The organism is Candidatus Thioglobus sp. (assembly GCF_028599055.1).
Taxonomy (GTDB): domain Bacteria; phylum Pseudomonadota; class Gammaproteobacteria; order PS1; family Pseudothioglobaceae; genus Thioglobus_A.
The window spans coordinates 1-26535 of the sequence record NZ_JAQRMS010000003.1 but is presented as its reverse complement, the minus strand read 5'-3'; the positions used below and the strand labels follow the sequence as shown (position 1 = coordinate 26535).

Sequence of the window (26535 nt, the reverse complement as noted above, 5' to 3'; positions counted from 1 at the left end):
CCATTAGCACCAAATAAGTTAGGCAAATAATCATTGGCTTTTTCATCAATCGTGACACAAAACACTTTGAGCCCCAATGCTTTTGCACTTAAGATGGCTTGCTTGGTATCTTCAATGCCATAATGATCTTCATACTGATCTAAATCATTCGGCTTGCCGTCTGTTAGCAGCTCCAGTAATTAAAACTGGTTACCGGAAACTTTATGGCTATAAATTTTAGGCAATAAAAAAGCCCAGTGTATTTTCATACATTGGGCTTAGATATGGTGCCGAAGGCCGGACTCGAACTGGCGACCTACTGATTACAAATCAGTTGCACTACCAACTGTGCTACTTCGGCAATAGCGCAAATTATACCAAACTATTATTGCGTTCATTTAATAAAAATGATGATTTTTCACTTTTTGATAGACGAAAAAAATGCCTCAATAAAGAGGCATTTTTTAAGCTTATCTAAAACTTAGAAAGTAGGGCTGGCAGTTAATGCCACAGACGCTTGTCTGAGTGCATTAACGGCTTGCGTATTAGCTTTTTTAGCTAATGCTGCATCCTTTGTTTTCTTCGCTTCTTTGATCATCTTACCTGTATCTCTCCAAGCTGCATTTTGCGCTATATTTTTCTTATAGTTAGCTTCTGCCGCTGCAATCACATCAGCGAAAGAATCGCTAGCTGCTGCTACTGGTGAGTACTTAGGATCATTAGATGCTTTTGCCTTTTTAGGTGCTGGACCAACTGGTACGCCACCGCCTAACTGATGCACATAAACCACTAGCTTTTTAAGTTGTACTGCATCGATTACGTTAGAGTTACCAAACGCTGGCATTACTGCATCTTGTGTTAATGGATCATGACCTTGGTTTACACCATGAACGATAGTACGCACAACTGAAGCGTGTTGATCATCTGCTGCAAAACGGTAGATGCCATCACTTAAGTTCGCTGCACCCAACATTTGATTACCCTTTAAGGTAGGGCCGTGACAACCAATACAACCTTTAGTTAAGTAAAGTGCTTTAGAAGCAGGGTTTGGATTACCCGCTTCGCCTTTGCCCGTTTCAATTAAGAACGTTGCAAGCTCGCCTGCTTGAGCATCAGTGATGCCCAACATACGTGCTGGCATATTACCTTTACGACCATTTGTAACACTTTGCTCAATTTTTGCTAGCGTGCCACCAAATAACCAATCATCGTCAGCCAATACTGGGAAGCCTGCATTACCTTGACCACCTGCACCATGACAGGCTGCACAGTTATCACCAAATAATACTTTAGCAGTTTTAACCGCATAAGTTCTTAGCTCATCGTCACGAACAATATCTTCTAAAGAACTGTCTGCAATCGCTTGCTCTGTTGCCGCAAATTTCTTTTCACGGTAAGCCTCAAGCTCTGCCACACTTTCCTTCATCTCACCTACTTGAGTCCAGCCAGCTGAACCTTTGTAGTGATCACCAAACCAAGGAATACTTGGGTAGTAGAAAGAGTAAATAACTACCGCAACGATACTTATAGCCATCGCCTGCATGTACCATCTTGGTGGGCGGTTATTTAACTCTCTTACATCGTTTTCATCATCCCAAAAGTGACCCGTATTGTTTTCACCTGGGTATGGATTTTTATGTTCACTCATTATCTTCTCCTCTTAACGTTCGTCATCATCGTTGACGAAATTTCGTAAGTCTTCAAATTGTTGCTTATTTTTTGGTCTAAACGAGTAAAAATAAGCACTCGCCAATAAAATAAATACTACTACCGCGGTAACCGCACCGATTTTATCAACTAAAGTCATTATTCGCGGTATGTAACGCCGTCTTCAAACTTAATCATGTTGCCTAATGATTGCAAGTATGCAACCATAGCGTCCATTTCAGTTTTGCCAGCAACTGCCTCAGCAGCACCTGCAATATCAGCATCTGTATATGGCACACCAACTTTTCTTAGTCCGCTCATGTGTGTAGCAATTTCATCGCCATCCACCATTGCGTTATCTAAGAACTTGTATTTAGGCATTACTGACTCAGGCACTAACGCTTGCGGTTGACGCAAGTGAAGAATGTGCCATTCGTCTGAATACTTACCACCTAAACGCGCTAGATCAGGGCCGGTTCTTTTAGAACCCCACTGGAACGGGTGGTCATACTTAGACTCCACTGCTAGAGAGAAGTGACCATAACGCTCATTCTCATCTCTAAATGGACGAATCATTTGCGAATGACACAAGTAACAACCTTCACGCTGATAGATGTCACGACCTGCCACCTCTAAAGGTGTATTAGGTCGAACGCCATCACCTGGCTTCCAATCAGATAAAGATTGGCCTTCTGCGCGCTGCCATAACAAGCTTTGCGTACTGCCGTCTGACATAGTTACTTCGTCTTTAACCGCATCTGGGTTAGTAAATAAAGGCACAATCTGCACGATACCCGCTAATGACACTGACAGTGCCATAAACAAGTACATGCCGAAGATGTTCTTTTCAAGCTTGGATTGTAAGCTTTCTTTTCCGTTTTGATTTGACATGATCTATCTCCTCTTATGCGTTAGCTGTCTGCACGGAACCCGACTTGCGGATTGTGCTGACAATGTTGATTAACATGATCACTGCACCTGTAAATACTAGCACACCACCGGCCGCTCTCATTACATAGTATGGGTGCATTGCAGCAACTGACTCTGCAAATGTGTACGCTAATGTACCGTACTCATCATAGGCTCTCCACATTAAACCCTGCATGATGCCAGATACCCACATCGCAACAATGTACGTTACCGTACCAATCGTATGGATCCAGAAGTGAATAGCCAATAGTTTTTGACTTAATCTAACATTGTAGATTTTTTCAATCATGTGGTAAAGTGCACCTGCTGCTACCATGATGTTCCAACCTAGTGCACCTGAGTGTACGTGGCCAATGGTCCAGTCTGTGTAGTGTGACAACGCATTAACGTTCTTCGCTGCCATTACCGGGCCCTCAAAAGTACTCATTGCATAGAATGCTAATGACATGATTAAGAAACGCAGAATGTAGTCTTCACGTAGACGATCCCAAGCACCTGATAGTGTCAAGATACCGTTCAATGCACCACCCCATGATGGAATGATCATTGCTAGTGAAATGGTTGCACCTAATGAACCTGCCCAATCTGGTAAGGCTGTGTATTGTAAGTGGTGAGCACCTAACCATACGTAACCAAACATTAATGCCCAGAAGTGAATTACAGACAAACGGTATGAATAAACCGGACGCTGTGCTTGTTTTGGTACAAAGTAATACATAATACCTAGGAAGCCAGCTGTCAAGAAGAAGCCAACCGCATTATGACCCCACCACCACTGGATCATTGCATCTTGCACACCAGAGAAAATAGAGTAAGACTTAAACCAATCTACTGGAATAGATAGGTTGTTTACGACGTGTAGGTAAGTTACCATCACCATCATACCCATGAAGAACCAGTTTGCTACATAGACATGTGGCACCTTGTTTTTATCACGAATGTGAATTGTCATAATAAAGTTGTATAGGTATGACGCCCATGACAACGTAATTAGAATATCGATAGGCCATTCAAGCTCTGCATACTCTTTAGATTGTGTTAAGCCTAAAGGTAGCGTCACAACAGCAAGTACAATCACCGTGTTCCACGACCAGAACGTAAACCAAGCCATCTTGTTTGACCACAAGCGGGTTTGGTTGGTTCTTTGCACAATGTAGAAGGCGGCTGCCATAAGTGCTGATCCACCGAATGCGAAAATTGCTGCATTAGTATGCAGCGGTCGCAAGCGGCCAAATTGAAAATACGGCAAATCTGTGCCCAAATCATTTAGATAGGGAAATGCCAATTCAGAAGCGATGTACACACCTAGTAGCGTTGCCACTACCAAGTAAACGGACGACATAATCGTAAACCATTTGACGACGCCTAAATCATACTTTTCTGTTAAATTCATGAATAGTCCTCTTTGTTTTTGGTTAATAACCTTATATTAAACAAGCCAATATAAGTACCGTGCAATTCTACACGAGCCCCTATGATACCGTCAACTGTATTTGAGTTTCTTGATATAAATCAATTTTTTGGTTTTATTTTGATCTATGTAAAGATTAAAGTCGCACTTCGATGCCTTTTGCTTGCATAGCAAGCTTGGCCTGCTCAACTGTATATTCACCAAAATGGAAAATACTGGCCGCTAAAACTGCATCTGCACCGCCCTCAAGCACACCCTCAGATAGGTGCGCTAAATTACCCACGCCGCCAGAGGCAATCACCGGAACTGCTACGGCGTCAGATACTGCCTTGGTTAGCTCAAGATCAAAACCGGTTTTAACCCCGTCGCAGTCCATCGAGGTAAGCAGCACTTCTCCGGCACCATGGTCTCCTTGTGTCATTTTCACCGCCCACTCAACCACATCAATACCTGTTGGTTTGCGCCCGCCATGGGTAAAAATTTCCCATTTATTAGGATTGCTTGAAACTTTTTTAGCATCAATAGCAATAACAATACATTGTGAGCCAAACTGCTCGCTTAGCTCGTTAATTAAATTGGGATTAAAAATTGCTGCAGAGTTAACTGCTACTTTGTCAGCGCCAGCATTTAGCATGTCGCGCACATCTTGTGCCTTACGAATACCGCCGCCAACCGTTAACGGAATAAATACTTGTTCAGCAATGCTTTCCACCATGTGTACCGTGGTGTCACGACCTTCATGCGAGGCGGTAATATCTAAAAAGGTGATTTCATCAGCGCCCTGTTCATCGTAACCTTTGGCCACCTCAACTGGATCACCCGCATCTTTAATATCAACAAACTGCACGCCTTTCACCACACGGCCATCGCGCACATCTAAACAGGGGATAATTCTTTTTGCTAAACTCATGGGTGAATTTTACCTCTGTATGTTTGTTATGTGGCCATATATGAAGGGTTAGGTATAATCTTGGCCTATGACAAACATTCCAAAACATATTGCAATTATCATGGATGGCAATGGCCGCTGGGCCTCTAAGCGCAGCTTGCCGCGCATTGTTGGCCATCAGCAAGGTGTCAAAGCGGTGCGCACCGTGGTGAAAGCTTGTGGAGCAATGGGTGTAAAAACACTTACTTTATTTGCCTTTAGCAGTGAAAATAAAAATCGATCAACAGAAGAAGTATCGTTACTGTTTAAATTGTTTTTAACCGTGCTTAAGCAGGAAGTTAAGAAATTACATAAGCACAACGTATGCTTAAAAATTATCGGCGATCTGTCTTTATTTCCAAAAGATGTGCAAGAAACAGCCGCCCAAGCGCAAGCTGAATTGGCCAATAACAGCGGATTAACTTTGGTTATTGCCGCTAATTATGGCGGCCAGTGGGATATTGCACAAGCAGCTAAACAAGCAGCGCAGGCGGCCATCAAAGGCGAAATAACCCCTGATGACATTACCATCGACAGCTTTGCAAATTATCTTTCATTGGCCAGCGAGCCAGCTGTTGATTTATTAATTCGCAGTAGTGGCGAGCTTAGAATTAGTAATTTCTTACTTTGGGATGTGGCGTATAGTGAGTTTTATTTTACCGACACCCTGTGGCCAGACTTTGATGAGGCCGAACTTAACAAAGCCATAGACAGCTTTAATCATCGTGATCGCCGCTTCGGCGCACGCAAGGAAACCTAATGCTATTACCAAGAATCTTAACCGCACTAATTTTGGCACCTTTGTTTATTTGGGCTATTATTGCCATGCCTACCGACTACTTTAGCTATTTACTATTAGTGTTTGTTGCCTTGGGCGCTTGGGAGTTTGCTAGGTTAATTAAAATTGAACAACCACTATATCGAGCATTGATATCTATAAGTGTTGTCGGTTGTAGCTTGGTTGCATCAAAACATGCGCAAGATCTGCAAAATTTGCAAACCATATTATATGTATCGGCCCTTTGGTGGGGTTTAAATCTATACTGGGTGATTAGCTACCCTAAAAACATCCAATCTTGGTATGGCTCTGGTGTTATCAGAGTTATGGGCGGCGTCATGTTGTTTGCACCAATGTGGGTAGCGCTGGCCAACCTACATTCAAACTATAGTAGTGACTATTTTTTGTTGCTAATGCTGCTAATTTGGGGCGCTGATTCTGGCGCATATTTTGTTGGCAGGGCTATTGGCAAGCGCAAACTTGCGCCCAATGTCAGCCCTGGAAAATCCATAGAAGGCGTGATTGGCGGCATTGTTTTCGCAATAGCCATCATGTGGGCATTCTTACAATATAAACACATAACCACTGATGCCTACGCCGGGTATTTTTTACTGGCTGTGGTGATTTCTAGTGTTTCTGTATTGGGTGATCTGTACGAAAGCTTGTTTAAACGCACCTCTGGCATTAAAGATAGTGGCAATATTTTGCCTGGTCATGGCGGCATTTTAGATCGAATAGACTCCCTCACAGCGGCGGCGCCGTTTTTCTTACTAGGCTTAAGTTTTATATGATCAACTTAACCCTATTAGGCGCAACTGGATCCATTGGCCAAAGCACCTTGGCTGTTGTTGATTTGCATCCTGAGCAGTTTCAAGTCTTTGCTATAAGTGCAAACACCAATTGGCAAGACATGGTCAAACTGTGTGCTAAATATAAGCCCAAATACGCCGTTATGACCGATGAAAATGCAGCTACTCAACTTTCAGCTCAGTTGCAAAATGACACCACAGTATTATCTGGTACGTCAGCATTAGAGATGATTGCCGAACATGCGCAGACTGATTATGTCATGGCTGCTATTGTTGGCAGTGCCGGGATGGCATCAAGCCTTGCAGCTGCCAAAGCGGGAAAACGTATTATGCTAGCTAATAAAGAATCGCTGGTATTGGCGGGTGATATTTTTATGCAGGCAGTTAAAGACAACAACGCCGAGCTTATTCCGGTTGATTCTGAGCATAGCGCTATTTTTCAATGCTTGCAAGGTGGCACATCTGGCCTGAGCAAAATTCAACTAACCGCCAGTGGCGGGCCGTTTTTACACACGCCACTTAATGAGTTGAGTGCCATCACGCCAGATCAAGCTTGCGCTCATCCTAACTGGTCAATGGGGCGTAAGATATCGGTTGATTCCGCCACCATGATGAACAAGGGTTTAGAAGTAATTGAGGCGCATTATTTGTTTAATTTGCCACACACTCAGATTGATGTGGTGATGCACCCGCAGAGTATTATTCATTCTTCAGTCTATTTTAATGATGGCTCAACCTTGTCACAATTAGGCAACCCTGATATGCGTACAGTAATCTCCTATGCCATGAGTTATCCTCAGCGCATAGACTCAGGAGTCGAGGCACTAGACCTAACACAAAATTCACCGTTGGAATTTTATGCGCCAGACTTTGAAAAATTTGCTTGTTTGCGTTTGGCATTTGATGCACTCAAACAAGGAGGTAGCGCCATGGGTACGATTAATGCAGCGAACGAGGTGGCGGTGGCAGGCTTTTTAGATAATAAGATAAAGTTTTTAGACATTGCTAAAATTATCGAAAAAACATTAACCCAGTCTACTCATCACTTTCCAACATCCCTAGCCCAAGTAATTGACAACGACCAATCTTCGCGCGCTATTGCTAATGAAATCATGTTGTCTTATGCCTAAATTTTTATCAATTGTATTATTAGTCTTGCTATTGGGCGTCAATATTGGCAGTGCTAATGCGCATAGTCAAAATAACGAATATCACTTTACGGTTAAAGCAGGTGACTCACTCAGCAAATATTTTGCAAAACTTGGCTTATCCAAGCGCCTATTGGCAAATTTACTCTCTGCCAATCAAAAAAACAAACAACTTAATCAATTAAAAGTTGGTGAAAAGCTCACCATTCAACTACGCACTAACCGCCGCTTCAAGTCGCTAAATTACCAGCCCTATGGCAAACCTAAACTCAACATTGCTTTAGTCGGCACACGCTTTATTGACACTTCAAAGCCGATCAAGAAAAACACCAATCCACTTTCTACTACGGTTGTTACCATCACCAGCGCTTTTGGCTCCGATGCTCAACAAGCTGGACTTAGCCTAAACACCATTAACACCGTTGTTGAAGCACTTTCCTGGCAACTTGATTTTGCTACAGACCTGCATAAAGGCGATCGTTTTTATATTGTTAGTGATGGTTCAAAACAACCTGTTGGCATTATTTTTAAAGGTCGCAACAAGCGCATTGAAGCGTTTTTACACCGCAACAAAAAAGGTCAAACACAATACTATAATCGCTATGGCTATGGGCTTAATGCTTCCTTTTTAAAAGCACCGCTTAAATACAAACGCATCAGTTCTAAGTTTCAGCTTAAGCGCTACCACCCCATTTTGAAAACCTATCGCCCACATAGAGCGGTTGATTACGCGGCCGCCCACGGAACGCCCGTATGGGCGGCGGCTGACGGTGTTGTCAAGCTTAAAGGCTGGAAAGGCGCACTTGGTAAGGCAATCATCATTCAACATGGCGCTGATTACACCACGGTTTATGCACACCTGTCAAAATATGCACGCAACCTTAAAAAGGGGAGAGCTGTAAAAAAAGGGCAAGTTATTGGCTATGTAGGCTCAACAGGTCGCTCAACAGGTGCTCACTTGCACTATGAAATTCGCTATAAAGGCAAGCGAAAAAATCCACTCACTTACAAACTCCCCAAACAGAAAAAAGTCAGTCGAGAGGAATTGTGGCAATTTCGCTCACAAGTTAATCGGGTGTTGTCTAGCCTATAACACTTAAGCGTATCTAGAGGTCCTCTTGGGCTTCGATCCAATTGCCCCAACTACTTGGCTTGAGATCGTTTAGATAGTCTTTGTCAATGTATTTAGCTTGATAAGCTTGCGCGCCAGGCACTTTGTTTAAGATGGCGAATGTAATCAACTCATCAATACGTTGTTTTCGCTTAGTACCTGGTACCAGCAATTCATTGCGAATAATGGCGGCCATCATGGCTGATTTTGCATTGCCATGCACCTTAAAAGACTCTTCAAATAAATTTAAGGCCAGAAATTCATTTTTAATAAAGCCGTGATTACCGTCTAATAAATATAGTGCGTATTCATACAGAGCTTTGTCATAACTCCTACGAACCAGCTTAATTAAAATTTCGTTGGCTTCGCGCTCTTGGGGCTTGTAGCCCATCAGCTCATTACCCGCCCTTACTTGTTTAGCAGCCTCATACATAGCATCAAAATCATTCAGATCAAATGCACCTTTTAACAGCAGGGATTGGCCTCTTAATACAACATCTCGAGAGCTGATTTCATTGCCGATTTGAATAAGACGCATGGCCCCGTCAGATAGGGGAGAGGCGCCAACAGTGGCGCTGAATAAAACAGAAAAAATCAGTAATTTTTTTAGCATAACGGTTTTTCGTCTATTTTACCACGCTAACGATGATTATCCAAAGTCTGCGACAATTAATACCTTAAGGTATACAATCGATTAAAATACCTCATCAACAAAACCAATAACACACAAGGAATAGTTGTGGAAACACTCTTTGAAACAAATTTAAGCCTGCCTTTGATTCAACAAGGGAAGGTCAGAGATATTTACGATATTGACGAAAACCGCATGTTGATTGTCACCACAGATCGCCTCAGTGCCTTTGACGTGGTGTTTGATGATGGCATTGCTCAAAAAGGCGCGGTACTGACTGAAGTGGCCAATTTTTGGTTTGAAAAAACGCGTCATATCTTGCCCAATCATTTAACCCATGAGCCACTAAGTAGCGTACTAAACCCTGAAGAAGCCAAACTGGTTGCGGGTCGCGCTGTCATTGTCAAAAAACTCAAACCTTTAGCGGTTGAGGCTATTGTTCGTGGTTATATTATTGGCTCTGGCTGGAAAGACTACCAAAATACCGGCAGCATTTGTGGCGTTAAACTTCCAGACAACTTGCAACTAGCACAGCAGTTGCCCGAAGTGCTTTATACACCTTCAAGCAAGGCAGCGGTGGGCGAGCATGATGAAAATATTGATTTTGATGAAACAATCAAACTATTAGGCCCAGACTTAGCGCAGCAAGTCAAACAAGCCAGCTTGGCGCTATATCAATATGCAGCTGACTTTGCCTTAGAGCGTGGCATTATTATTGCCGATACTAAATTTGAATTTGGTCTGGATGAAAACAACACCCTAACCTTGATGGACGAAGTGCTCACACCAGACTCGTCTCGCTTTTGGTCAGCAAAAGATTATGTTGTTGGCACCAGCCCTAAAAGTTTTGACAAACAGATTGTGCGTGACTATTTAGAGACTCTGGATTGGGACAAAACACCACCTGCACCAACGCTACCTCAACACATTATTGAAAAAACGGCTGCACAATACCAACAGGTTCAACACCTATTGACCGACTAAGCTAATATGCAGTTAAGCGGCAATATAAGCAAGATGCACACCCATCTCAATCGAGGTGTGGCGCAGTATCAACTGCCAATTGGTGACAAGCTACTAAGCATGAATGATTTAGTTGGTGAAGAAATCACCCTGAGTTTTGACCAAACTATTCACTGCCAAAATTGTGGCAAACAAACCAACAAAAGCTATTCTCAAGGCCATTGCTACCCTTGCTCGCAAAAACTAGCCAGTTGTGACTTGTGTATTATGAAGCCTGAAACCTGTCATTATCATCTGGGCACTTGCCGTGAACCGCAATGGGGGCTAGACAATTGTTTTTCGCCTCATGTTATCTATTTAGCTAACTCATCAGGCGCCAAGGTGGGCATTACCCGCAAAAGAAATATTCCAAGTCGCTGGATTGATCAAGGCGCTATCAACGCTCTACCAATACTAGAAGTGGACACGCGATTAAAATCAGGCGAGCTAGAAATGGCGCTCAAGCAGTTTGTTAATGACAAAACCAATTGGCGTCAAATGTTAAAAAATGAAGTGACGCCCATTGACCTTTTAGCCATCAGAGATCAGCTACTCTCTAAGATTGGTAATACTATCGAATCAACAGGTGCACAGATCCTAGACAATGAAGCTTTGGAAATAAACTACCCTGTGGTAGAATATCCCAGCAAAATTAGCTCGCTAAACTTTGATAAGACGCCAACCATTACTGGCGTCTTAAAAGGCATCAAGGCTCAATATTTAATTCTAGAGTCTGGGGTGCTGAATATTAGAAAGTTTAGTGGTTACAATATTACCATTACTTATTAGGAGAATATCATGGCGGAATTAATTATTGAAGAGTTGGCAATTGGCGAAGGTGACGCTTGCAAAGCGGGCGATCATGTTTCAATGCACTACACTGGCTGGCTAACCAATGGCAAAAAATTTGACTCTAGTGTCGATCGCAACGAGGCATTTAACTTCCAACTAGGAGTTGGCCAAGTAATTCCTGGCTGGGACCAAGGCGTCGACGGCATGCAAGTTGGCGGCAAACGCAAGCTTACCATCCCTTCTGCTTTGGCCTATGGTGAAATGGGTGCGGGTGGCATTATTCCACCAAATGCAACACTGGTTTTTGACGTAGAGCTATTGGCTATTCAATAAAAAAATTATGAACGAAGATTTCCCACGAATTAAACGCCTGCCCGCTTATGTTTTTGCCGTTACCAATGAGCTAAAATCTAAGGCGCGAGCCCGTGGGGAAGATATTATTGATTTTGGCATGGGCAATCCTGACCAGCCAACCCCAGACCATATTGTTGAAAAATTAGTTGAAGCAGCAAGACGTAAAGATACGCATCGCTACTCAACCTCACGCGGCATTCCACGCTTGCGCAAAGCGATTTCTAATTGGTATAAAAAACGCTTTGATGTTGATATTGATCCTGACACTGAGGCCATCGTCACCATTGGCTCTAAAGAAGGCTTGGCCAATTTGGCACAAGCAATTGTCGGTGCGGGTGATACTGTACTAGTGCCCAACCCGGCTTACCCAATCCATCCTTATGGGTTTGTTATTGCTGGCGCAGACATTCAGCACGTTCCTTGTGGCCCAGAAGATGACTTTTTAGCCGAGCTTGAGCGTTCAATCAAAAACACTTGGCCAAAACCAAAAATGCTGGTACTTAATTACCCTTCAAACCCAACAACAGAATGTGTGGAATTAGAGTTTTTTGAAAAAGTGATCAAGATCGCCAAAGAACACGAAATTTGGGTAGTTCAAGATTTAGCCTACGCCGACATTGCTTTCGATGGCTACGTGGCACCCAGCATTATGCAAGTCAAAGGCGCCAAAGATATTGCTGTTGAATTTTTCTCACTTTCAAAAAGCTACAATATGCCAGGCTGGCGCGTAGGCTTTATGGTGGGCAACCCAACGCTAGTAGGTGCACTGGCCAAAATTAAATCCTACCTAGACTACGGCATGTTTACCCCAATTCAAGTAGCAGCCATTGAGGCACTAGAAGGGGATCAGACTTGCGTTAAAGAAATCTCTGACATGTATCAAGACCGTCGTGATGTTTTGTGTAGCGGACTAAACAGCATAGGCTGGACAGTTACCCCGCCCAAAGCCACCATGTTTGTTTGGGCTAAAATTCCTGAATTTTACCAAGAGATGGGCTCACTAGAATTTACCAAAAAATTGCTTAAAGTGGCTAAAGTCGGCGTCTCACCAGGGGTTGGTTTTGGTGACTATGGCGATCAATATGTACGTTTTGGCCTTATTGAAAACGAGCACCGCACCCGTCAGGCCATTCGTGGCATTCGCGACATGTTTAAAGCAGATGGGCTGTTATAGATAAACCATTAGCGTTAAAATCAATTACCATGAAACTCTCTGCTAATGAATTTATCAACGCAAAACACAAGCGCCTAACCTTACTAGGCATGTCGGGTGTTGGTAAAACTCACCTGGCCAAACTCCTATCACAGGAAGATCAGTATTTTCATTATTCAGGCGACTACCGTATTGGTGCACAATATTTAAATAGCAACATCTTAAACAACATTCTGGCTCGAGTCAAACAAGACCCTTGGCTTAAAAGTCTGCTTGAAGATGAATCCATCAACATTCAAAACAATATTACCTTTGACAACCTGTCTTCAGTATCAGCATTCTTAGGCAAAGTTGGCAACCCTGAATTAGGCGGCTTGCCAATTGATGAATTTATTCGTCGTCAGGCGCTACACAAAGAGGCTGAGATTCAAACCATGCTGGATGTGCCAGAATTTATCAACAGATCTAGCGAGCAAGGGGTGTCTAATTTCATTAATGATGCAGGTGGGTCTTTGTGTGAACTAGATGACGAATCAGTCTATCAAACTCTAGCAGAACACACAATTATTCTATACATTAGAGCCAGTAAGACAAATGAAAGCGCACTAATTGAGCGCGCGCAAACGCACCCAAAGCCTTTGTATTATCAGGCTGATTTTCTACAACAACAATTAGCTGTTTATTTATCTGAAAACCAATTTACCTATGTCGCTCAGGCTGATCCAAATGCCTTTGTGCGCTGGATTTTCCCGCGCCTATTAGAACACCGAAAACCAAAATATGAGCGTATTGCGCAGCAATATGGCTATACCATCGACAGTGAAGACCTGTATCAGTGTCAACGTGCAGATGAAGTGTTGGAACTAATTGCAGGGGCAATACGCTAATGCCTTTAATTGCTCACACAAACCTGCCTTCTTTTGAGCGCCTTAAAGCCGAAGGTGAAATTGTACTCAGCAAAGATCGAGCCAATCATCAGGTAATTCGAGAACTGCATATTGGCCTACTTAACATGATGCCAGACGCCGCTCTAGAGGCAACTGAGCGTCAGTTTTTCCGCTTGATTGGCCACTCAAACCAAATTGCACAGTTTTATCTGCACCCGTTTACCTTGCCTTCTATTGAGCGTGGTGAAAAGGCCAGCGCTCACATTAATGAGCATTACCAAACCTTCGAGGCTATCAAGGCTCAGGGGCTTGATGCACTAATCATTACTGGCGCCCATATGGAACAGGCCGATCTTCAACAAGCGCCTTTTTATGAGCAGTTAAAAGAAGTACTTGACTGGTCATACGAGCACGTAACCTCAACCTTGTGCTCGTGTTTGGCTACCCATGCGGTCATGGAATTTAAATATGGGCAGAAACGCCGAGCCATGGGGAGTAAATGTTGGGGCGTGTTTGAACATCAAATTACTGATCGAACCCATCCGCTGATGAGTGGTGTGAACACTGGGTTTAATGTGCCACATTCTCGCTTTAATGAAATTACCAAAGGTCAATTCAAAACAGCTGGTGTTCATATTTTAGTTGACAGTAGTGTGGGTGCACACTTGTGTGTGAGTGAAGATTTGCTCAGAATTGTTTTTTTTCAAGGACATCCAGAGTACGATACCATTAGCTTGCTGAAAGAATATAAACGTGAAATTATGGCCTATTTGTCAAACTCACGTGACAGCTATCCGCCGTTTCCACAGCACTATTTAACTGAGCAATCCAAGGCCATTCTTAACGAGTATCAAACTCGTCTGTTATCTGGTGAATTTAGTCTACAAGACTTTCCTGAAGCGTTAATTACTAAGACGCTCAACAACACTTGGCATGATGCCACCAGTGCCATCATTAATAATTGGATCGGCTGTGTTTATCAAGTTACCCATGAAGAAGTTGATAAGCCGTTTATGGACGGCATTAATCCTAACGATCCGCTGAATTTAAAATAACTGTCCAAATCAATCATTTTTTGCTTTATCATTAATAAGAAAAACTAAGGGGAGAGAGTATGGATACATTGAGCGTTATCGGCTATGGCTTGCTGATACTAACAACAGCATGGACACTATTTATTTTGTACAATGTTCAGGCCAATTGCAAAAAAAGCTGTGATTTTGACACAATCAAAAAGTGCATTGCCACTTACTTATTCGGCTTGGCATTAATTTTTGCCCTGTATTTTGCTCATCGCTGGGTGCTACTCGGCTAGCCAGTTAGCTCACTAATTGTCAGCACTTTCGCGCCAGTTACTCGTCTGGTTTGATCAACACGGGCGTACACATTTGCCCTGGCAAAAAGGCAACAAGCCCAAAGCTAATGCCTATCATGTTTGGCTTAGTGAAATCATGTTGCAACAAACTCAAGTAGCCACGGTTATTGGGTATTTCAATCGCTTTATCCATCACTTTCCAACACTTGCAGATTTGGCCAACGCCTCAGAAGACGAGGTACTGGCACAATGGGCGGGGTTGGGCTATTACGCCAGAGCTAGAAATCTACACAAAACTGCACAAATTATTGTTAAACAATACCAAGGGATTTTCCCTAAAGACTTTGACCAAGCACTTGCACTACCTGGCATTGGTCGCTCTACCGCAGGCGCTATACTAGCATTGAGCTTTAACCAGCAACATACAATTCTAGACGGCAATGTCAAGCGCGTATTGGCCAGAGTACATCAAGTCACTGGTCATTATTCGCAAAGTGCAACGCTTAATAAATTATGGCAGCTAGCCGATCAACATACACCACGCTCGCGCACTGATCACTACACTCAGGCCATTATGGATTTAGGCGCAACATTGTGCACACGAACCAAACCAAACTGTGCGCATTGCCCAATAAGTGATCAATGCCGGTCTTTTAAGGCTGGCACTCAATCGCAATATCCTTACCCAAAACCAAAAAAACAAAAACCCAGTCGAACTGTTGCCATGTTGGTTTTTGTTAACAACCATCAGATTCATTTATACAAGCGCCCCAGTAGTGGCATTTGGGGCGGGCTATGGAGTTTCGTGGAGTGCGAAGATACGCCTAAAGCTATCCAACAAACTTTATTAGCGTTTGATCCAAACGCCACCATTAACAAACACTTAGACAGCTTTAAGCATACGTTTACACACTATCATTTGCACATTCATCCAGTTGTTGTTAATTGCTCTACTACAAATCACGAGTTTTATTCGCCACAACAATCAACCCTTGGCGTGCCAAAGCCTGTTGCTAAAATTATTAGCCATCTTGAAAACGGCGATATGCCAAGCTCAAGGTAAATAGATTAAAATAGACTCATGTATATTATTCGTGGCCTACATAATTTAACAAAATACTCTGGTAGCGTTGTCACCATTGGTAATTTTGACGGTGTGCACATTGGCCACCAACACATGATCAAGCGCTTGGTTGAAAAATCAAACGCTTTAGGACTACCCTCAGTACTCATTTCATTCTCACCAACGCCGCAAAGTTTTTTTGGCCATCAACAAGCAACCCTTAGTAACTTTAAACAAAAACATCAATTATTGACCGAATTGGGGTTGGATTTTCATTTGATTATTAAGTTTGATCAAGCATTTTCTAAGCTTAGTGCCAATGAGTTTATTCAGCAGGTATTGCTTGACAAGCTCAATATTAAATTTTGCTTAATTGGTGATGACTTTAGGTTTGGTGCTGGACGCACAGGCGACTTTATACTACTTCAAGAACAGGGGGTATTAGCCGGTTTTGAGGTTGAAAACACCCACAGTGTTTTATGCGATGATTGCCGCGCTAGCAGCTCAACCATTCGCAAACTCTTGTTTCAAGGTGATTTTAAATCAGCCAACAAAATGCTAGGTCGCGAATTTAGCATTGCTGGCAAAGTTGCCCATGGCAAACAACTGGGACGAACCATTAATTTTCCCACCATCAATATTCCCATCAAACGCAAAATCAGCCCAGTACTTGGCGTGTTTGCCGTACAAGTGAACATTATTGGGGGCACCTTTAATGGTGTTTGCAATATTGGCAAACGCCCCACCGTTAATGGTGAGAACATTCTGTTAGAAGTCTTTTTATTTGATTTTGATCAGACCGTCTATGGCGAACAGACAATCGTCACGTTCAAAAAACGCATTCGAGATGAACAAAAATTTGACTCTTTTGATGCACTCAAGCAACAAATTGAATTAGACACACAAACTGCTAAAAACTTCTTTAGCTGCTAGATAGTCTAAAACCCCAACCCAGCCTTAATCGTCAGACTATCTGAATAGCCTTATTTGCAGTGAAAATTTCGGAAATTTTAAGCTGTTACAGCTGAGCAGGCCTTGCCTGCTCAGATAGCTTTCCAAGACAATGTTTGTCCTGCCATAAATGGCACGATAGTGCCGCCTGCATACTCGTAGCTTTCTGGCACAACCCAGTCTTGTTTTGTTAAGGTAATGGTGCTGGTATTTCTAGGTAGGTTGTAAAAATCAGGGCCAAACTTTGAAGCAAAGCCTTCGAGCTTATCTAGCGCGCCTTGGGCTTCAAAGGCTGTGACATATAGTTCAATAGCACAATGGGCGCTCAAAATACCCGCGCAACCACAGTTTGATTCTTTAGCTTCTTTGGCGTGAGGTGCAGAATCTGTACCTAGGAAAAACTTAGGGTTGCCACTGGTGGCTGCCGCTAATAATGCGCGTTGATGTGGGTTTTCACGCTTAAGAATTGGCAGGCAAAAATAATGCGGGCGAATACCGCCCACCAGCATGTCGTTACGATTGGCTAACAAGTGGTGCGGGGTAATGGTCGCCGCCATGTTGTTGTTATTTGACAAAACAAAATCAACCGCATCTTTAGTGGTGATGTGCTCAAAGACAATTTTTAGCTCAGGAAAATCAGTTGCAATTTGTGTCAACACCTGATCAATAAACACTGCTTCACGATCAAAAATATCCACGTCGTGATGCGTAACCTCACCGTGCACCAGCAACAACATGCCTAACTCGCTCATAACCTCCAACGCAGGATAAATATTTTTAACGTTAGTTACGCCACTGTCTGAATTGGTGGTTGCGCCTGCTGGATACAGCTTAGCCGCTTTAACAATACCGCTGGCCATGGCTTGCTTAATGTCATCGGCTTGAGTGTTGTCAGTTAAATAAAGCACCATCAGTGGGTCAAGCGTTTCGCCTGCTGGTAAAGCGGCAATAATTTCATCACGATAAGCCTGAGCTTGCAGTGCGCTCGTTACTGGCGGGTTTAGGTTAGGCATGATAATGGCTCTACCCATTTGTCTAGCAGTCATACCGATTACCGATTTGAGTGCTTCGCCTGAACGCACATGCAAATGCCAATCGTCCGGTTGTAAAATTTCAAATTTCATAAATTGCTCCTAATATTCTTGGCTGCTTAGCGCCCGTTACCGCTGATAGGTTTGAAGGCTGTTTGCTTAAAGTGCGTTTGGCAAAATAAGCAAAGGCAGCAGCTTCAACATAATCTGCATGGATACCTAACTCATGAGTTGTTTCAATGTGGCTGTTTGGATTTAAATAGGCCAGTCGCTCAACCAAAAAAACGTTACGCACACCGCCGCCACATAAATACACATCAACCCCTGTTGGAATATGTGCGGAAATACTGATCGCTGTTAGCTCAATCAAGGTTCTTTGTACGTCTTCTGGCGCTTCGTTGCCGGTTAGATACTCAGATAACCAATCCATATTAAAGTATTCTGGGCCGGTGCTCTTTGGCGCCTGCTGTTGAAAATAATCGTCAGCCAATAATTGATCAAGCAGATTTTGATCAACTAGCCCGCTGCGCGACCACAGACCGTCACGATCATAATCTTGTGATTTAATGCGCTGCGTCCAATTATCCAGCAGAGTGTTTGCTGGCCCGGTATCAAAGCCAATAACTTGATCAGTGGTTATTTGGGTAATATTAGCAATACCACCCAAATTTATAATAACGCCTGTTTGTTCAGCTAATAGATGCTGATGATAAACAGGCGTCAGTGGTGCACCTTGGCCACCTGCGGCAATATCTTGCATGCGGAAATCGGCCACTGTGGTGACACCTGTTTGCTCAGCAATCAATGCGCCGTGAGCAATTTGCATTGAATAGCGTCCACCTTGATGAAAAACAGTCTGCCCGTGTGAACCAATCGCAATAATTTGATCAGCAGAAATGCCAGATTGGCGTAATAGCGCCAAAGCAGTATTGGCAAAAATACTTGCCACACTAATGTCAATATCTGCCAAATTGGCCAATGAAGTTTGCCCGCTCTGGGTTAACTGACGTAATGCCTGTTTGAGTTGGTCATCATATGGTTGATAACTTTGAGCGATAACTTGCTGGCATTGTTGATCAACAATAACGCCATCAACCCCATCCAAACTGGTGCCGGACATCAGCCCAATATAATATTGAGCAGGTACGGTGCTAGCCATGGCAGTTTTTGTATTTTTTGCCTGATCCACAAGGGCATGGCTCGTTACGACCTACCTTGTCATACTCAGGGGTGTCGTCAGCTTGTTTAGCAGCTTCCACTTCATGATCGTCAACACCTGTTGTGCCGATTTCATCGTGTTGCGTTTGAACCTCATCGTTATTTTGTTGTTCAACCTCGTCAGCATTGGTGTTTTCATTAATGGTAACACTAGATAAGGATTTGACAATTTCAATGTCAATGTTATCTAGTAAGTCGGTAAACATGGCAAATGATTCACGCTTGTATTCTTGTGTTGGATTTTTTTGCGCATAGCCGCGTAAATTAACACTTTGACGCAAATAATCCATTGCGGCCAAGTGCTCTTTCCAGTAATGATCTAGCGTCTGTAACATAACCGCTTTTTCAAAACCACGCATCGATTCAGCCCCTGTTAGGCCTTCTTTATAATCACAAATCGCAGCCAAGCCTTCAATAATCCTGCTTTCTAATTCGTCAACATCAACACCTTCATCAAGCCATTGTTGCAGTGGGAAATCAGCCTTATAATCAGCCTTTAGCGCATTGTGCAACCCTTCAACATCCCAGTCTTCTTCTGCTTGATCTGCACTAATATAGCCAGCAAATAACTCGCCAATCACCTGTTTTCTGATCGTAATAAAGCGATCTTGAACGTCGCTGGTGCTCATCAACTCATCGCGCAATGTATAAATTACCTTACGCTGATCATTGGCCACGTCATCATATTCTAGTAGATTTTTACGGGCATCATAATTCATACCTTCAACTTTACGCTGCGCATTTTCAATGGCGCGATTAACCATCTTGTGTTCAATCGCCTCACCTTTTTCCATGCCGAGTTTTTTCATCATATTAGCCATTTTTTCACTGGCAAAAATACGCATTAAATTATCTTCAAGCGACAAGTAGAATCGAGTTGAGCCAACATCACCTTGACGACCAGAGCGGCCACGTAATTGGTTATCAACACGACGCGACTCATTGCGTTCAGTACCAACAATATGCAAGCCTCCTGCTGTAATAACCTTTTCATGCTCTACTTGCCAATCTTGTTTTTGCTGCTCTGTTGGCGCTTCTATCAGCTTACCACCAAGCACAATATCTGTACCACGACCCGCCATATTGGTTGCAATGGTGACCGAGCCAATCGCACCCGCATTGGCGATAATCGTTGCTTCTCTTTCATGCTGTTTGGCGTTCAACACCTCATGCTTGATTTTTTTCTTGGTTAATAGGGCAGAAATAGACTCAGAGTTTTCAATGCTACTAGTACCAACCAGTACCGGCTGGCCAGTTTGTTGACACTGCTCGACATCGTTGGCGATTGCCTCTAATTTTTCCTCAAGTGTTAGGTAGATTTGGTCAGCCTTATCGTCTCGCTTGGAAATTTGATTTGGCGGGATAACCACGGTTTCTAAACCGTAAATATCTTGAAATTCTACCGCCTCTGTGTCTGCTGTACCAGTCATGCCGGAGAGTTTATTGTAAAGTCGGAAATAATTCTGGAAGGTGATCGAGGCCAGCGTTTGGTTTTCCTTTTTGATGCTAACCCCTTCTTTGGCCTCAATGGCCTGATGCAATCCCTCACTCCAGCGACGCCCCGGCATAGTTCTACCGGTAAATTCATCAACAATCACAATTTCGTCACCATCAACAATGTATTGATCATTTACGTGAAACAAAATATGCGCGCGCAAAGCAGAATTAATGTGCTGCATTAACAAGATGTTACTGGCATCATACAAACTCGCACCCTCTGGAAGTGCACCGGCATTAATAAGCAAGTTTTCCGCTTTAGCGTGACCATCGTCGGTTAAAAATACCTGTTTGTGTTTTTCATCCACCGTATAGTCACCGGCAATTTCTACCACTATTTCCTTACCTTCACCGCTTTCTGTTTGCTTAGTGAAGTTTGGAATCATGTGATTAATGGCTTTATAAACTTCTGAATAGTCTGCTGCAGGGCCTGAAATAATCAGCGGTGTTCTTGCCTCGTCAATCAAGATGGAGTCAACTTCGTCAACAATGGCAAAATTTAAAGCTCTTTGAACTTTTTGTTCGGTCGCAAAGGCCATGTTGTCACGCAAATAATCAAAACCTAATTCGTTGTTAGTGGCGTAAACAACATCACATCCGTAAGCCGCCTGTTTATCTTCAGGGGGTTTATTAGAAGCAATAATACCAACGGACAAGTCTAAAAATTCGAACACTTTACCCATCCACTGAGCATCACGTTCGGCTAAATAGTCATTCACGGTAACAATATGCACGCCGTTGCCAGTCAGTGCATTAAGATAGGCTGGCAATGTAGCCACCAAGGTTTTACCCTCACCAGTACCCATTTCTGAAATATTACCGTCGTTTAACACCATGCCGCCAATTAGCTGAACATCGTGATGCCTTAATCCTAGCACCCTAACACTAGCCTCTCTCATCACCGCAAAAGATTCAACCAGCAACAAATCAAGCGATTGTTCAGTCTGATAACGATCTTTAAATTCTTGCGTTTTGGCGCGCAATTCATCGTCACTCAGCGCTTGCATGGTCGTCTCTAGGGCGCCAATTTCACCCACGGTTTTTCTTAGCTTTTTAATCAGACGCTCATTTCTAGAGCCGACAATTTTGGATAAAACTTTATTTATAATACTCATATAGAATATAAAGAATGGTTTTTGATAAAAAACCTATTTTCTCATAGATAAACAAGGCTTTGCATCAAATGTGTCAGCATAAACCCATGATTGATATTTCCAATTTTTCTGCTCAAGGCTCGCTGGGTAAATTGTTCTCACAGGCAAAGCACTATAATAAAATTAATGCCAATCTACAGCCAATTTTGCCTGAAACCCTCAAGACGCTAGAGCTCTGTCTCATTCAACAAGGGGTGGCAACTCTGATTACCAATAATCCCGCCATTGCTTTTAGAGCCAAACAGCAAATTCCTGAAATTATGGTTTTATTACGCACAGCCTCACCCTCGATTGAAATAAACCACATTGAAATTAAGGTTGCTGCCAATTAATAACGTAACAACAGCCTAATTGTTTATCATATATCGCTAATATTACAGTATAATTATTGGGTTTTTCATTATAGATTTAATCTATACACACTCAAATAAAGGACTGTAATCTTATGTCAGAACAAGAAATAGACTTAAAGAAAAGACGCTTTTTGACAGGTGCTACCAGTGTTGTTGGTGCGGTTGGCGTTGGTTTTGTATTAGTACCATTTTTATCATCATGGATGCCTTCAGCACGTGCGAAAGCTGCCGGTGCACCCGTTGATGTAGATGTGACAAAATTAGAAGAAGGTCAGCTTGTTCGTGTCTTATGGCGCAAAAAACCAATTTGGATCTTTAAGCGCGACAAAACAGTACTGGCAAACTTGCCAACACTAGATGCTGAATTAGTTGATCCAAATAACACAGAAGATCAGCAGCCAGTATATGCCAAAAATCCACATCGTTCAATCAACCCTGAAATTGCGGTTATTATTGGTATTTGTACGCACTTAGGCTGTTCACCAACTTACCGTCCTGAGGTGGGTGCAGCTGATTTAGGTGGTGACGCCTGGAAGGGTGGTTTCTACTGCCCGTGTCACGGCTCTAAATTCGACTTAGCTGGTAGAGTATATGCTGGTGTTCCGGCACCAACCAACCTGATTATTCCGCCATATCATTTTGTGACCGATTCATTAATTAGAATTGGCATTGACCCAAAAGCATCATAGGAGCATAGCGTGGACAATAATAAAAATTGGATCGATCAACGATTTCCACTGACTAAAGTTTGGAATGAACATTTAGCTGAATACTACACCCCTAGAAACTTTAACTTTTGGTACTTCTTTGGCTCTTTAGCCATCCTAGTACTGGTTATTCAAATTTTAACTGGTGTCTTTTTAACCATGCACTTTAAGCCTGATGCAGCACATGCCTTTGCATCAGTCGAATACATCATGCGTGATGTAGACTGGGGCTGGCTCATTCGCTACATTCACTCAACGGGCGCCTCGGCCTTCTTTGTGGTGATCTATCTACATATGTATCGTGGTCTACTTTACGGCTCATACAAAGCACCGAGAGAATTAATTTGGATTTTAGGCATGGTGCTTTATATTGCGCTAATGGCCGAAGCCTTTATGGGTTATGTACTACCATGGGGTCAAATGTCCTACTGGGGCGCCAAAGTAATCATCAACTTATTTGGTTCATTCCCAATTGTTGGCGAACTTATCCTTGAATTCATTCTTGGAGATTATGCAGTAGGCGATCCGGTACTTAATCGCTTTTTCTCTCTACACGTTATTGCTCTGCCACTTATTTTGGTGGTATTAGTATTCTTACACATTGTTGCACTACATACAGTAGGCTCTAACAACCCTGATGGCGTTGAAATCAAAAAGAACAAAGATGCTAACGGTATTCCAAAAGACGGTATTCCGTTCCACCCATACTACAGTGTTAAAGACATTGTAGGTGTGGTGGTATTCTTAATGATCTTCACTTCTATTGTATTCTTTGCACCGGCCCTAGGCGGCTACTTCTTGGAGGCTCCAAACTTTGTTGAAGCTAACCCATTGAAAACGCCTGACCACATTGCACCACTTTGGTACTTAACACCGTTCTATTCAGTGTTAAGAGCCATTCCACCAATGTTTGGCTCTCAGCTACCGGGTGTATTAGCAATGTTTGCAGCCTTGTTGATTCTTATTGCACTACCATGGTTAGATCGCTCTAAAGTTAAATCAATCAGATACCGTTCATGGCCTTACAAAGTAGCGCTAACTATCTTTGTGATTTCATTTATCGTATTAGGCTGGTTGGGCATGCAAGCTGTAACACCACTATACAGCTTAATGGCTCAAATATTTACAGCCCTTTACTTTGCATTCTTTATCCTGATGCCTTGGTTTACCTCAATTGGAGAGACCAAGCCAGTGCCTGAAAGAACTACGGAGCATTAATATGAAAACATTATTTAACACAACACTGGCTGCAGTTGCAGCAATGGTTATCTCTTTTAATGCAACTGCTGGCGGAGCTGGCATTCATTTAGATCCTGCCAATACAGATATCACTGATGAAGCTTCATTGCAACGTGGCGCGCAATCTTTTATGAACTATTGCTCTGGTTGTCACTCTATTGAGTTAATGCGTTACAACCGTATCGCAAAAGATCTAAACATCAGTGAAGCTGATATGGCTAACAATCTAATGTTTAATGCTGAGAAAACGGGTAGCACTATTTTCTCCTCAATGCCGGATGATGGCGCCAAAGAATGGTTTGGTACAACACCACCAGATCTATCACTTACCGCTAGAGCTAGAGGAACAGACTGGGTTTACACTTATCTAAAAGGTTTCTATGCGGATGATTCGCGCCCATATGGTGTTAATAATCATGTGCTAGAAAACGCCTCAATGCCGGATGTTCTTTGGCAGCTGAAACAAGACAAATCTGAAAGAGCTTTTAATCAAGACGTCAGAGATATTACGAATTTCTTGGATTATGTAGCAGAACCTGTTAAGCTAATCAGATATGAGATTGGTGCTAAGGTATTAGGCTTCTTATTCATCTTGTTTATTCTTGCTTATCTACTTAAGAAAGAATACTGGAAAGATGTTAAGTACGGCAAATGGCGTGCGAAAGACTAACTAAACAATAACACAAAATAAACACATAACAGCAGTCTTAAAATGGGCCTGCTGTTTTTTTCATTTTTAAGGGGTAGCAATCATGTTAACAAAACCTAATCCATCTTCGACAACACTTTATTCATCTCCACAAGAGATCGAATCACATGTTGTGCGCTTCATTATGGCTGAAAAAAACATCGAAAGAGAGGTGTTTAACATTAAGATTGATGAGATGCCGGAAGAGATTCTAGAGCTTAACCCTTGTCAAACACTGCCAACCCTATTTGATCGTGGCATTGTACTTTATGACCTAGCAGTAATCATGGAGTATCTTGATGAGCGCTTTCCATTTCCACCATTGTTGCCCGTTGATCCTATTGAAAAATCTGAAAAGCGTTTGATGATTTTCAGATTTACTCGCTCTGCAGGTTGCTGGTTTGAACTAACCAAAACTATTGAAACGGGTAGCAAGAAAGAAGCTGATGAAGCACGCAAAATTCTTAAAAGCAATCTAATTGAATTGGTGCCTTTATTTGCCCATAAGCCATTCTTTAAGAGTGAAGAAATGACGATTGTAGACGCCTGTTTAGCAGCATTACTATGGCGACTAAAAAAACTAGACGTTGATTTAGGCGCACCTGGTAAAGTGGTTAATGACTATGCTAAGCGTTTATTCGCAAGAGATTCATTTAAAGCGTCTTTAACTGACTGCGAAAAAGAGTACAACTAACACCTATGGTAGCGGTTGCGCCTTATTTGATCAGGGCCTATCACCAATGGATGGAAGACTCTGACTTTACCGCTCACATCTTAGTTGATTGTAGCCATAAAGATGTGGTTGTTCCAGAGCAGTTTATTCAAGACAATCGAATTGTATTAAACATTGCTAGCACGGCAACACAATCATTGGTATTGGATAATGACTATATCAGCTTCAAAGCTCGATTCTCTGGGCAATCAATTGATATCTATATACCAACCTCGGCTGTCTTAAGTATTTATACGGGCGAAAATGGCGAAGGCATGTTTTTTGAAGTGCAAAAGCCAGCAGACCTAGAAGAAGAAAAACCTAAGCTAACCTTGTTAGACTAGTAGTTTTTGCAAGCTTAACTCAAAATCGTTAGGGCTCTGATCAGTGTAAACAACCACCTTACAACCTCCATAATGCTCTATAACTTCAGCATTGTTTAGGCTGTTCGGTTCAAATTGATTTAACACAACACAGGCAACTGTTAATTGGTGTTGTGTTGCCACTTTTAAGGTTAGTAAAGCCTGATTAACTGCACCTAATTCGTCTTTAACCACAATAACTACAGGTAAATCTAAGGCGACAGCTAAGTCGATATTAAGCGTGTTTAATGCTATTGGGGAGAGTAGTCCGCCAGCTCCTTCGACCACCACATAATGATCACTAGCACAGGCATCAACCAGCTGATTTAAACCTAGATCAACACCTGAAGCAATACTGGCTTGCTCTGCACTACAGCATTGACTGAACTGATAAGCGCAAACAGTATTAATATCCTCGTCGACATTGCTCGATTCAAGCAAGGCGGCGGCATCTTTAGTCACTAACCTTTTACCAACCAATTGGCAGTCACTCTCAACCGGTTTTCTAACCGAAACTTGCCTAGTTTTGCCAAGCAGACGAACCAACTTGGTAGCAATAAATGTTTTGCCCACATCTGTACCGCTACCACTAATAAACAAGCCTTTCATAATAACTAATTTTAACCTTAATCCAAAGATAGAAAGTGTGGATAGCGTTAAGCCTTGCTACCTTTCTTGATTTTTA

General features: G+C 42.6%; 28 protein-coding genes and 1 tRNA gene. 19 read left to right on the top strand and 10 right to left on the bottom strand.

The annotated features are described in order from the left end of the window. Window positions 1–264: 264 nt before the first annotated feature. From PSN35_RS00700 to hisF, 5 genes are all read right to left on the bottom strand, one after another. Window positions 265–340 (bottom strand) — tRNA-Thr (locus PSN35_RS00700). A 120-nt stretch (window positions 341–460) separates the two neighbouring features. Then, the gene (gene ccoP / locus PSN35_RS00695; protein ID WP_300028284.1) at window positions 461–1627 is read right to left on the bottom strand and encodes a cytochrome-c oxidase, cbb3-type subunit III; all 1167 of its coding nucleotides are present in this window, start codon (window positions 1625–1627) and stop codon (window positions 461–463) included. 158 nt (window positions 1628–1785) lie between these two features. Continuing rightward, window positions 1786–2517 carry a cytochrome-c oxidase, cbb3-type subunit II gene (gene ccoO, locus PSN35_RS00690; protein WP_300028282.1) on the bottom strand — a complete coding sequence of 244 codons (732 nt, stop codon included), beginning with the start codon at window positions 2515–2517 and terminating at the stop codon, window positions 1786–1788. Between the two features lie 13 nt (window positions 2518–2530). Then, on the bottom strand, window positions 2531–3949 hold the full coding sequence (gene ccoN, locus PSN35_RS00685) for a cytochrome-c oxidase, cbb3-type subunit I (RefSeq protein ID WP_300028280.1): 1419 nt from the start codon (window positions 3947–3949) through the stop codon (window positions 2531–2533). Window positions 3950–4103: 154 nt separating this feature from the next. Then, the gene (gene hisF / locus PSN35_RS00680; RefSeq protein ID WP_300028278.1) at window positions 4104–4877 is read right to left on the bottom strand and encodes an imidazole glycerol phosphate synthase subunit HisF; all 774 of its coding nucleotides are present in this window, start codon (window positions 4875–4877) and stop codon (window positions 4104–4106) included. Window positions 4878–4944: 67 nt separating this feature from the next. Here hisF and uppS point away from each other — a divergent pair, with 67 nt between their 5' ends. The 4 genes from uppS to PSN35_RS00660 are packed head-to-tail and all read left to right on the top strand — an operon-like array spanning window position 4945 to window position 8723. Beyond that, window positions 4945–5655 carry a polyprenyl diphosphate synthase gene (gene uppS, locus PSN35_RS00675; protein WP_300028277.1) on the top strand — a complete coding sequence of 237 codons (711 nt, stop codon included), beginning with the start codon at window positions 4945–4947 and terminating at the stop codon, window positions 5653–5655. After that, a complete protein-coding gene (locus tag PSN35_RS00670; RefSeq protein WP_300028276.1) occupies window positions 5655–6464 on the top strand; it encodes a phosphatidate cytidylyltransferase in 810 nt (269 codons plus the stop codon). Before uppS ends, PSN35_RS00670 begins: the two co-directional genes overlap by 1 nt. Further along, window positions 6461–7612, top strand: coding sequence for a 1-deoxy-D-xylulose-5-phosphate reductoisomerase (gene ispC / locus PSN35_RS00665; RefSeq protein ID WP_300028274.1), 1152 nt, complete (start codon window positions 6461–6463; stop codon window positions 7610–7612). Before PSN35_RS00670 ends, ispC begins: the two co-directional genes overlap by 4 nt. Next, complete coding sequence (locus PSN35_RS00660; RefSeq protein ID WP_300028272.1) at window positions 7605–8723, top strand: peptidoglycan DD-metalloendopeptidase family protein; 1119 nt, start codon at window positions 7605–7607, stop codon at window positions 8721–8723. The genes ispC and PSN35_RS00660 overlap by 8 nt, the downstream gene beginning before the upstream one ends. Window positions 8724–8736: 13 nt before the next feature. Here PSN35_RS00660 and PSN35_RS00655 read toward each other — a convergent pair whose 3' ends face one another. Continuing rightward, a complete protein-coding gene (locus PSN35_RS00655) occupies window positions 8737–9354 on the bottom strand; it encodes a hypothetical protein (RefSeq protein WP_300028270.1) in 618 nt (205 codons plus the stop codon). 126 nt (window positions 9355–9480) lie between these two features. Between PSN35_RS00655 and PSN35_RS00650 the strand changes: the two genes are divergently transcribed. Genes PSN35_RS00650 through ribF form a run of 9 tightly spaced genes read left to right on the top strand, consistent with a single transcriptional unit; the run spans window position 9481 to window position 16871 of the window. Continuing rightward, window positions 9481–10356, top strand: coding sequence for a phosphoribosylaminoimidazolesuccinocarboxamide synthase (locus PSN35_RS00650; protein WP_300028268.1), 876 nt, complete (start codon window positions 9481–9483; stop codon window positions 10354–10356). 6 nt (window positions 10357–10362) lie between these two features. Continuing rightward, complete coding sequence (locus tag PSN35_RS00645) at window positions 10363–11163, top strand: DUF2797 domain-containing protein (protein WP_300028266.1); 801 nt, start codon at window positions 10363–10365, stop codon at window positions 11161–11163. Between the two features lie 9 nt (window positions 11164–11172). Then, window positions 11173–11499: an FKBP-type peptidyl-prolyl cis-trans isomerase gene (locus PSN35_RS00640; protein ID WP_300028265.1), complete on the top strand. Its 327-nt coding sequence runs from the start codon at window positions 11173–11175 to the stop codon at window positions 11497–11499. A gap of 7 nt (window positions 11500–11506) precedes the next feature. Next, the gene (gene alaC / locus PSN35_RS00635) at window positions 11507–12694 is read left to right on the top strand and encodes an alanine transaminase (RefSeq protein WP_300028264.1); all 1188 of its coding nucleotides are present in this window, start codon (window positions 11507–11509) and stop codon (window positions 12692–12694) included. Window positions 12695–12723: 29 nt separating this feature from the next. Continuing rightward, window positions 12724–13560: an ATPase gene (locus PSN35_RS00630; RefSeq protein WP_300028262.1), complete on the top strand. Its 837-nt coding sequence runs from the start codon at window positions 12724–12726 to the stop codon at window positions 13558–13560. Beyond that, window positions 13560–14615 (top strand): homoserine O-succinyltransferase, encoded by a 1056-nt coding sequence (locus PSN35_RS00625; RefSeq protein ID WP_300028260.1) that lies wholly within the window; start codon window positions 13560–13562, stop codon window positions 14613–14615. Before PSN35_RS00630 ends, PSN35_RS00625 begins: the two co-directional genes overlap by 1 nt. Before the next feature lie 59 nt (window positions 14616–14674). Next, on the top strand, window positions 14675–14875 hold the full coding sequence (locus PSN35_RS00620; RefSeq protein ID WP_300028258.1) for a hypothetical protein: 201 nt from the start codon (window positions 14675–14677) through the stop codon (window positions 14873–14875). A 16-nt stretch (window positions 14876–14891) separates the two neighbouring features. After that, complete coding sequence (gene mutY / locus PSN35_RS00615) at window positions 14892–15938, top strand: A/G-specific adenine glycosylase (protein WP_300028257.1); 1047 nt, start codon at window positions 14892–14894, stop codon at window positions 15936–15938. A gap of 18 nt (window positions 15939–15956) precedes the next feature. After that, window positions 15957–16871, top strand: a complete 915-nt coding sequence (gene ribF / locus PSN35_RS00610) for a bifunctional riboflavin kinase/FAD synthetase (RefSeq protein ID WP_300028255.1) — start codon at window positions 15957–15959, stop codon at window positions 16869–16871. 110 nt (window positions 16872–16981) lie between these two features. On the opposite strand, the gene pyrC is transcribed toward ribF, so the two are convergent. Genes pyrC through secA form a run of 3 tightly spaced genes read right to left on the bottom strand, consistent with a single transcriptional unit; the run spans window position 16982 to window position 21750 of the window. Beyond that, on the bottom strand, window positions 16982–18013 hold the full coding sequence (gene pyrC / locus PSN35_RS00605) for a dihydroorotase (protein ID WP_300028253.1): 1032 nt from the start codon (window positions 18011–18013) through the stop codon (window positions 16982–16984). After that, window positions 18003–19040, bottom strand: a complete 1038-nt coding sequence (locus PSN35_RS00600; protein ID WP_300028251.1) for an anhydro-N-acetylmuramic acid kinase — start codon at window positions 19038–19040, stop codon at window positions 18003–18005. Before PSN35_RS00600 ends, pyrC begins: the two co-directional genes overlap by 11 nt. 31 nt (window positions 19041–19071) lie before the next feature. Next, a complete protein-coding gene (gene secA, locus PSN35_RS00595; RefSeq protein WP_300028249.1) occupies window positions 19072–21750 on the bottom strand; it encodes a preprotein translocase subunit SecA in 2679 nt (892 codons plus the stop codon). Between the two features lie 86 nt (window positions 21751–21836). Between secA and PSN35_RS00590 the strand changes: the two genes are divergently transcribed. The 6 genes from PSN35_RS00590 (at window position 21837) to PSN35_RS00565 (ending at window position 25832) form a co-directional block, all read left to right on the top strand. Continuing rightward, a complete protein-coding gene (locus PSN35_RS00590; protein WP_300028247.1) occupies window positions 21837–22121 on the top strand; it encodes a hypothetical protein in 285 nt (94 codons plus the stop codon). 113 nt (window positions 22122–22234) lie between these two features. Then, window positions 22235–22831 (top strand): ubiquinol-cytochrome c reductase iron-sulfur subunit, encoded by a 597-nt coding sequence (gene petA, locus PSN35_RS00585; protein ID WP_300028246.1) that lies wholly within the window; start codon window positions 22235–22237, stop codon window positions 22829–22831. Between the two features lie 9 nt (window positions 22832–22840). Beyond that, complete coding sequence (locus PSN35_RS00580; RefSeq protein ID WP_300028245.1) at window positions 22841–24067, top strand: cytochrome b N-terminal domain-containing protein; 1227 nt, start codon at window positions 22841–22843, stop codon at window positions 24065–24067. Between the two features lie 43 nt (window positions 24068–24110). After that, complete coding sequence (locus PSN35_RS00575) at window positions 24111–24758, top strand: cytochrome c1 (RefSeq protein WP_300028286.1); 648 nt, start codon at window positions 24111–24113, stop codon at window positions 24756–24758. An 82-nt stretch (window positions 24759–24840) separates the two neighbouring features. After that, entirely contained in the window at window positions 24841–25470 is a 630-nt protein-coding gene (locus PSN35_RS00570; protein WP_300028244.1) for a glutathione S-transferase N-terminal domain-containing protein, read from the top strand. Window positions 25471–25475: 5 nt separating this feature from the next. Then, the gene (locus tag PSN35_RS00565; RefSeq protein ID WP_300028243.1) at window positions 25476–25832 is read left to right on the top strand and encodes a ClpXP protease specificity-enhancing factor; all 357 of its coding nucleotides are present in this window, start codon (window positions 25476–25478) and stop codon (window positions 25830–25832) included. On the opposite strand, the gene bioD is transcribed toward PSN35_RS00565, so the two are convergent. Then, the gene (gene bioD, locus PSN35_RS00560; RefSeq protein ID WP_300028242.1) at window positions 25824–26459 is read right to left on the bottom strand and encodes a dethiobiotin synthase; all 636 of its coding nucleotides are present in this window, start codon (window positions 26457–26459) and stop codon (window positions 25824–25826) included. The two genes, PSN35_RS00565 and bioD, sit on opposite strands and share 9 nt — an antisense overlap. Window positions 26460–26535 lie beyond the last annotated feature (76 nt).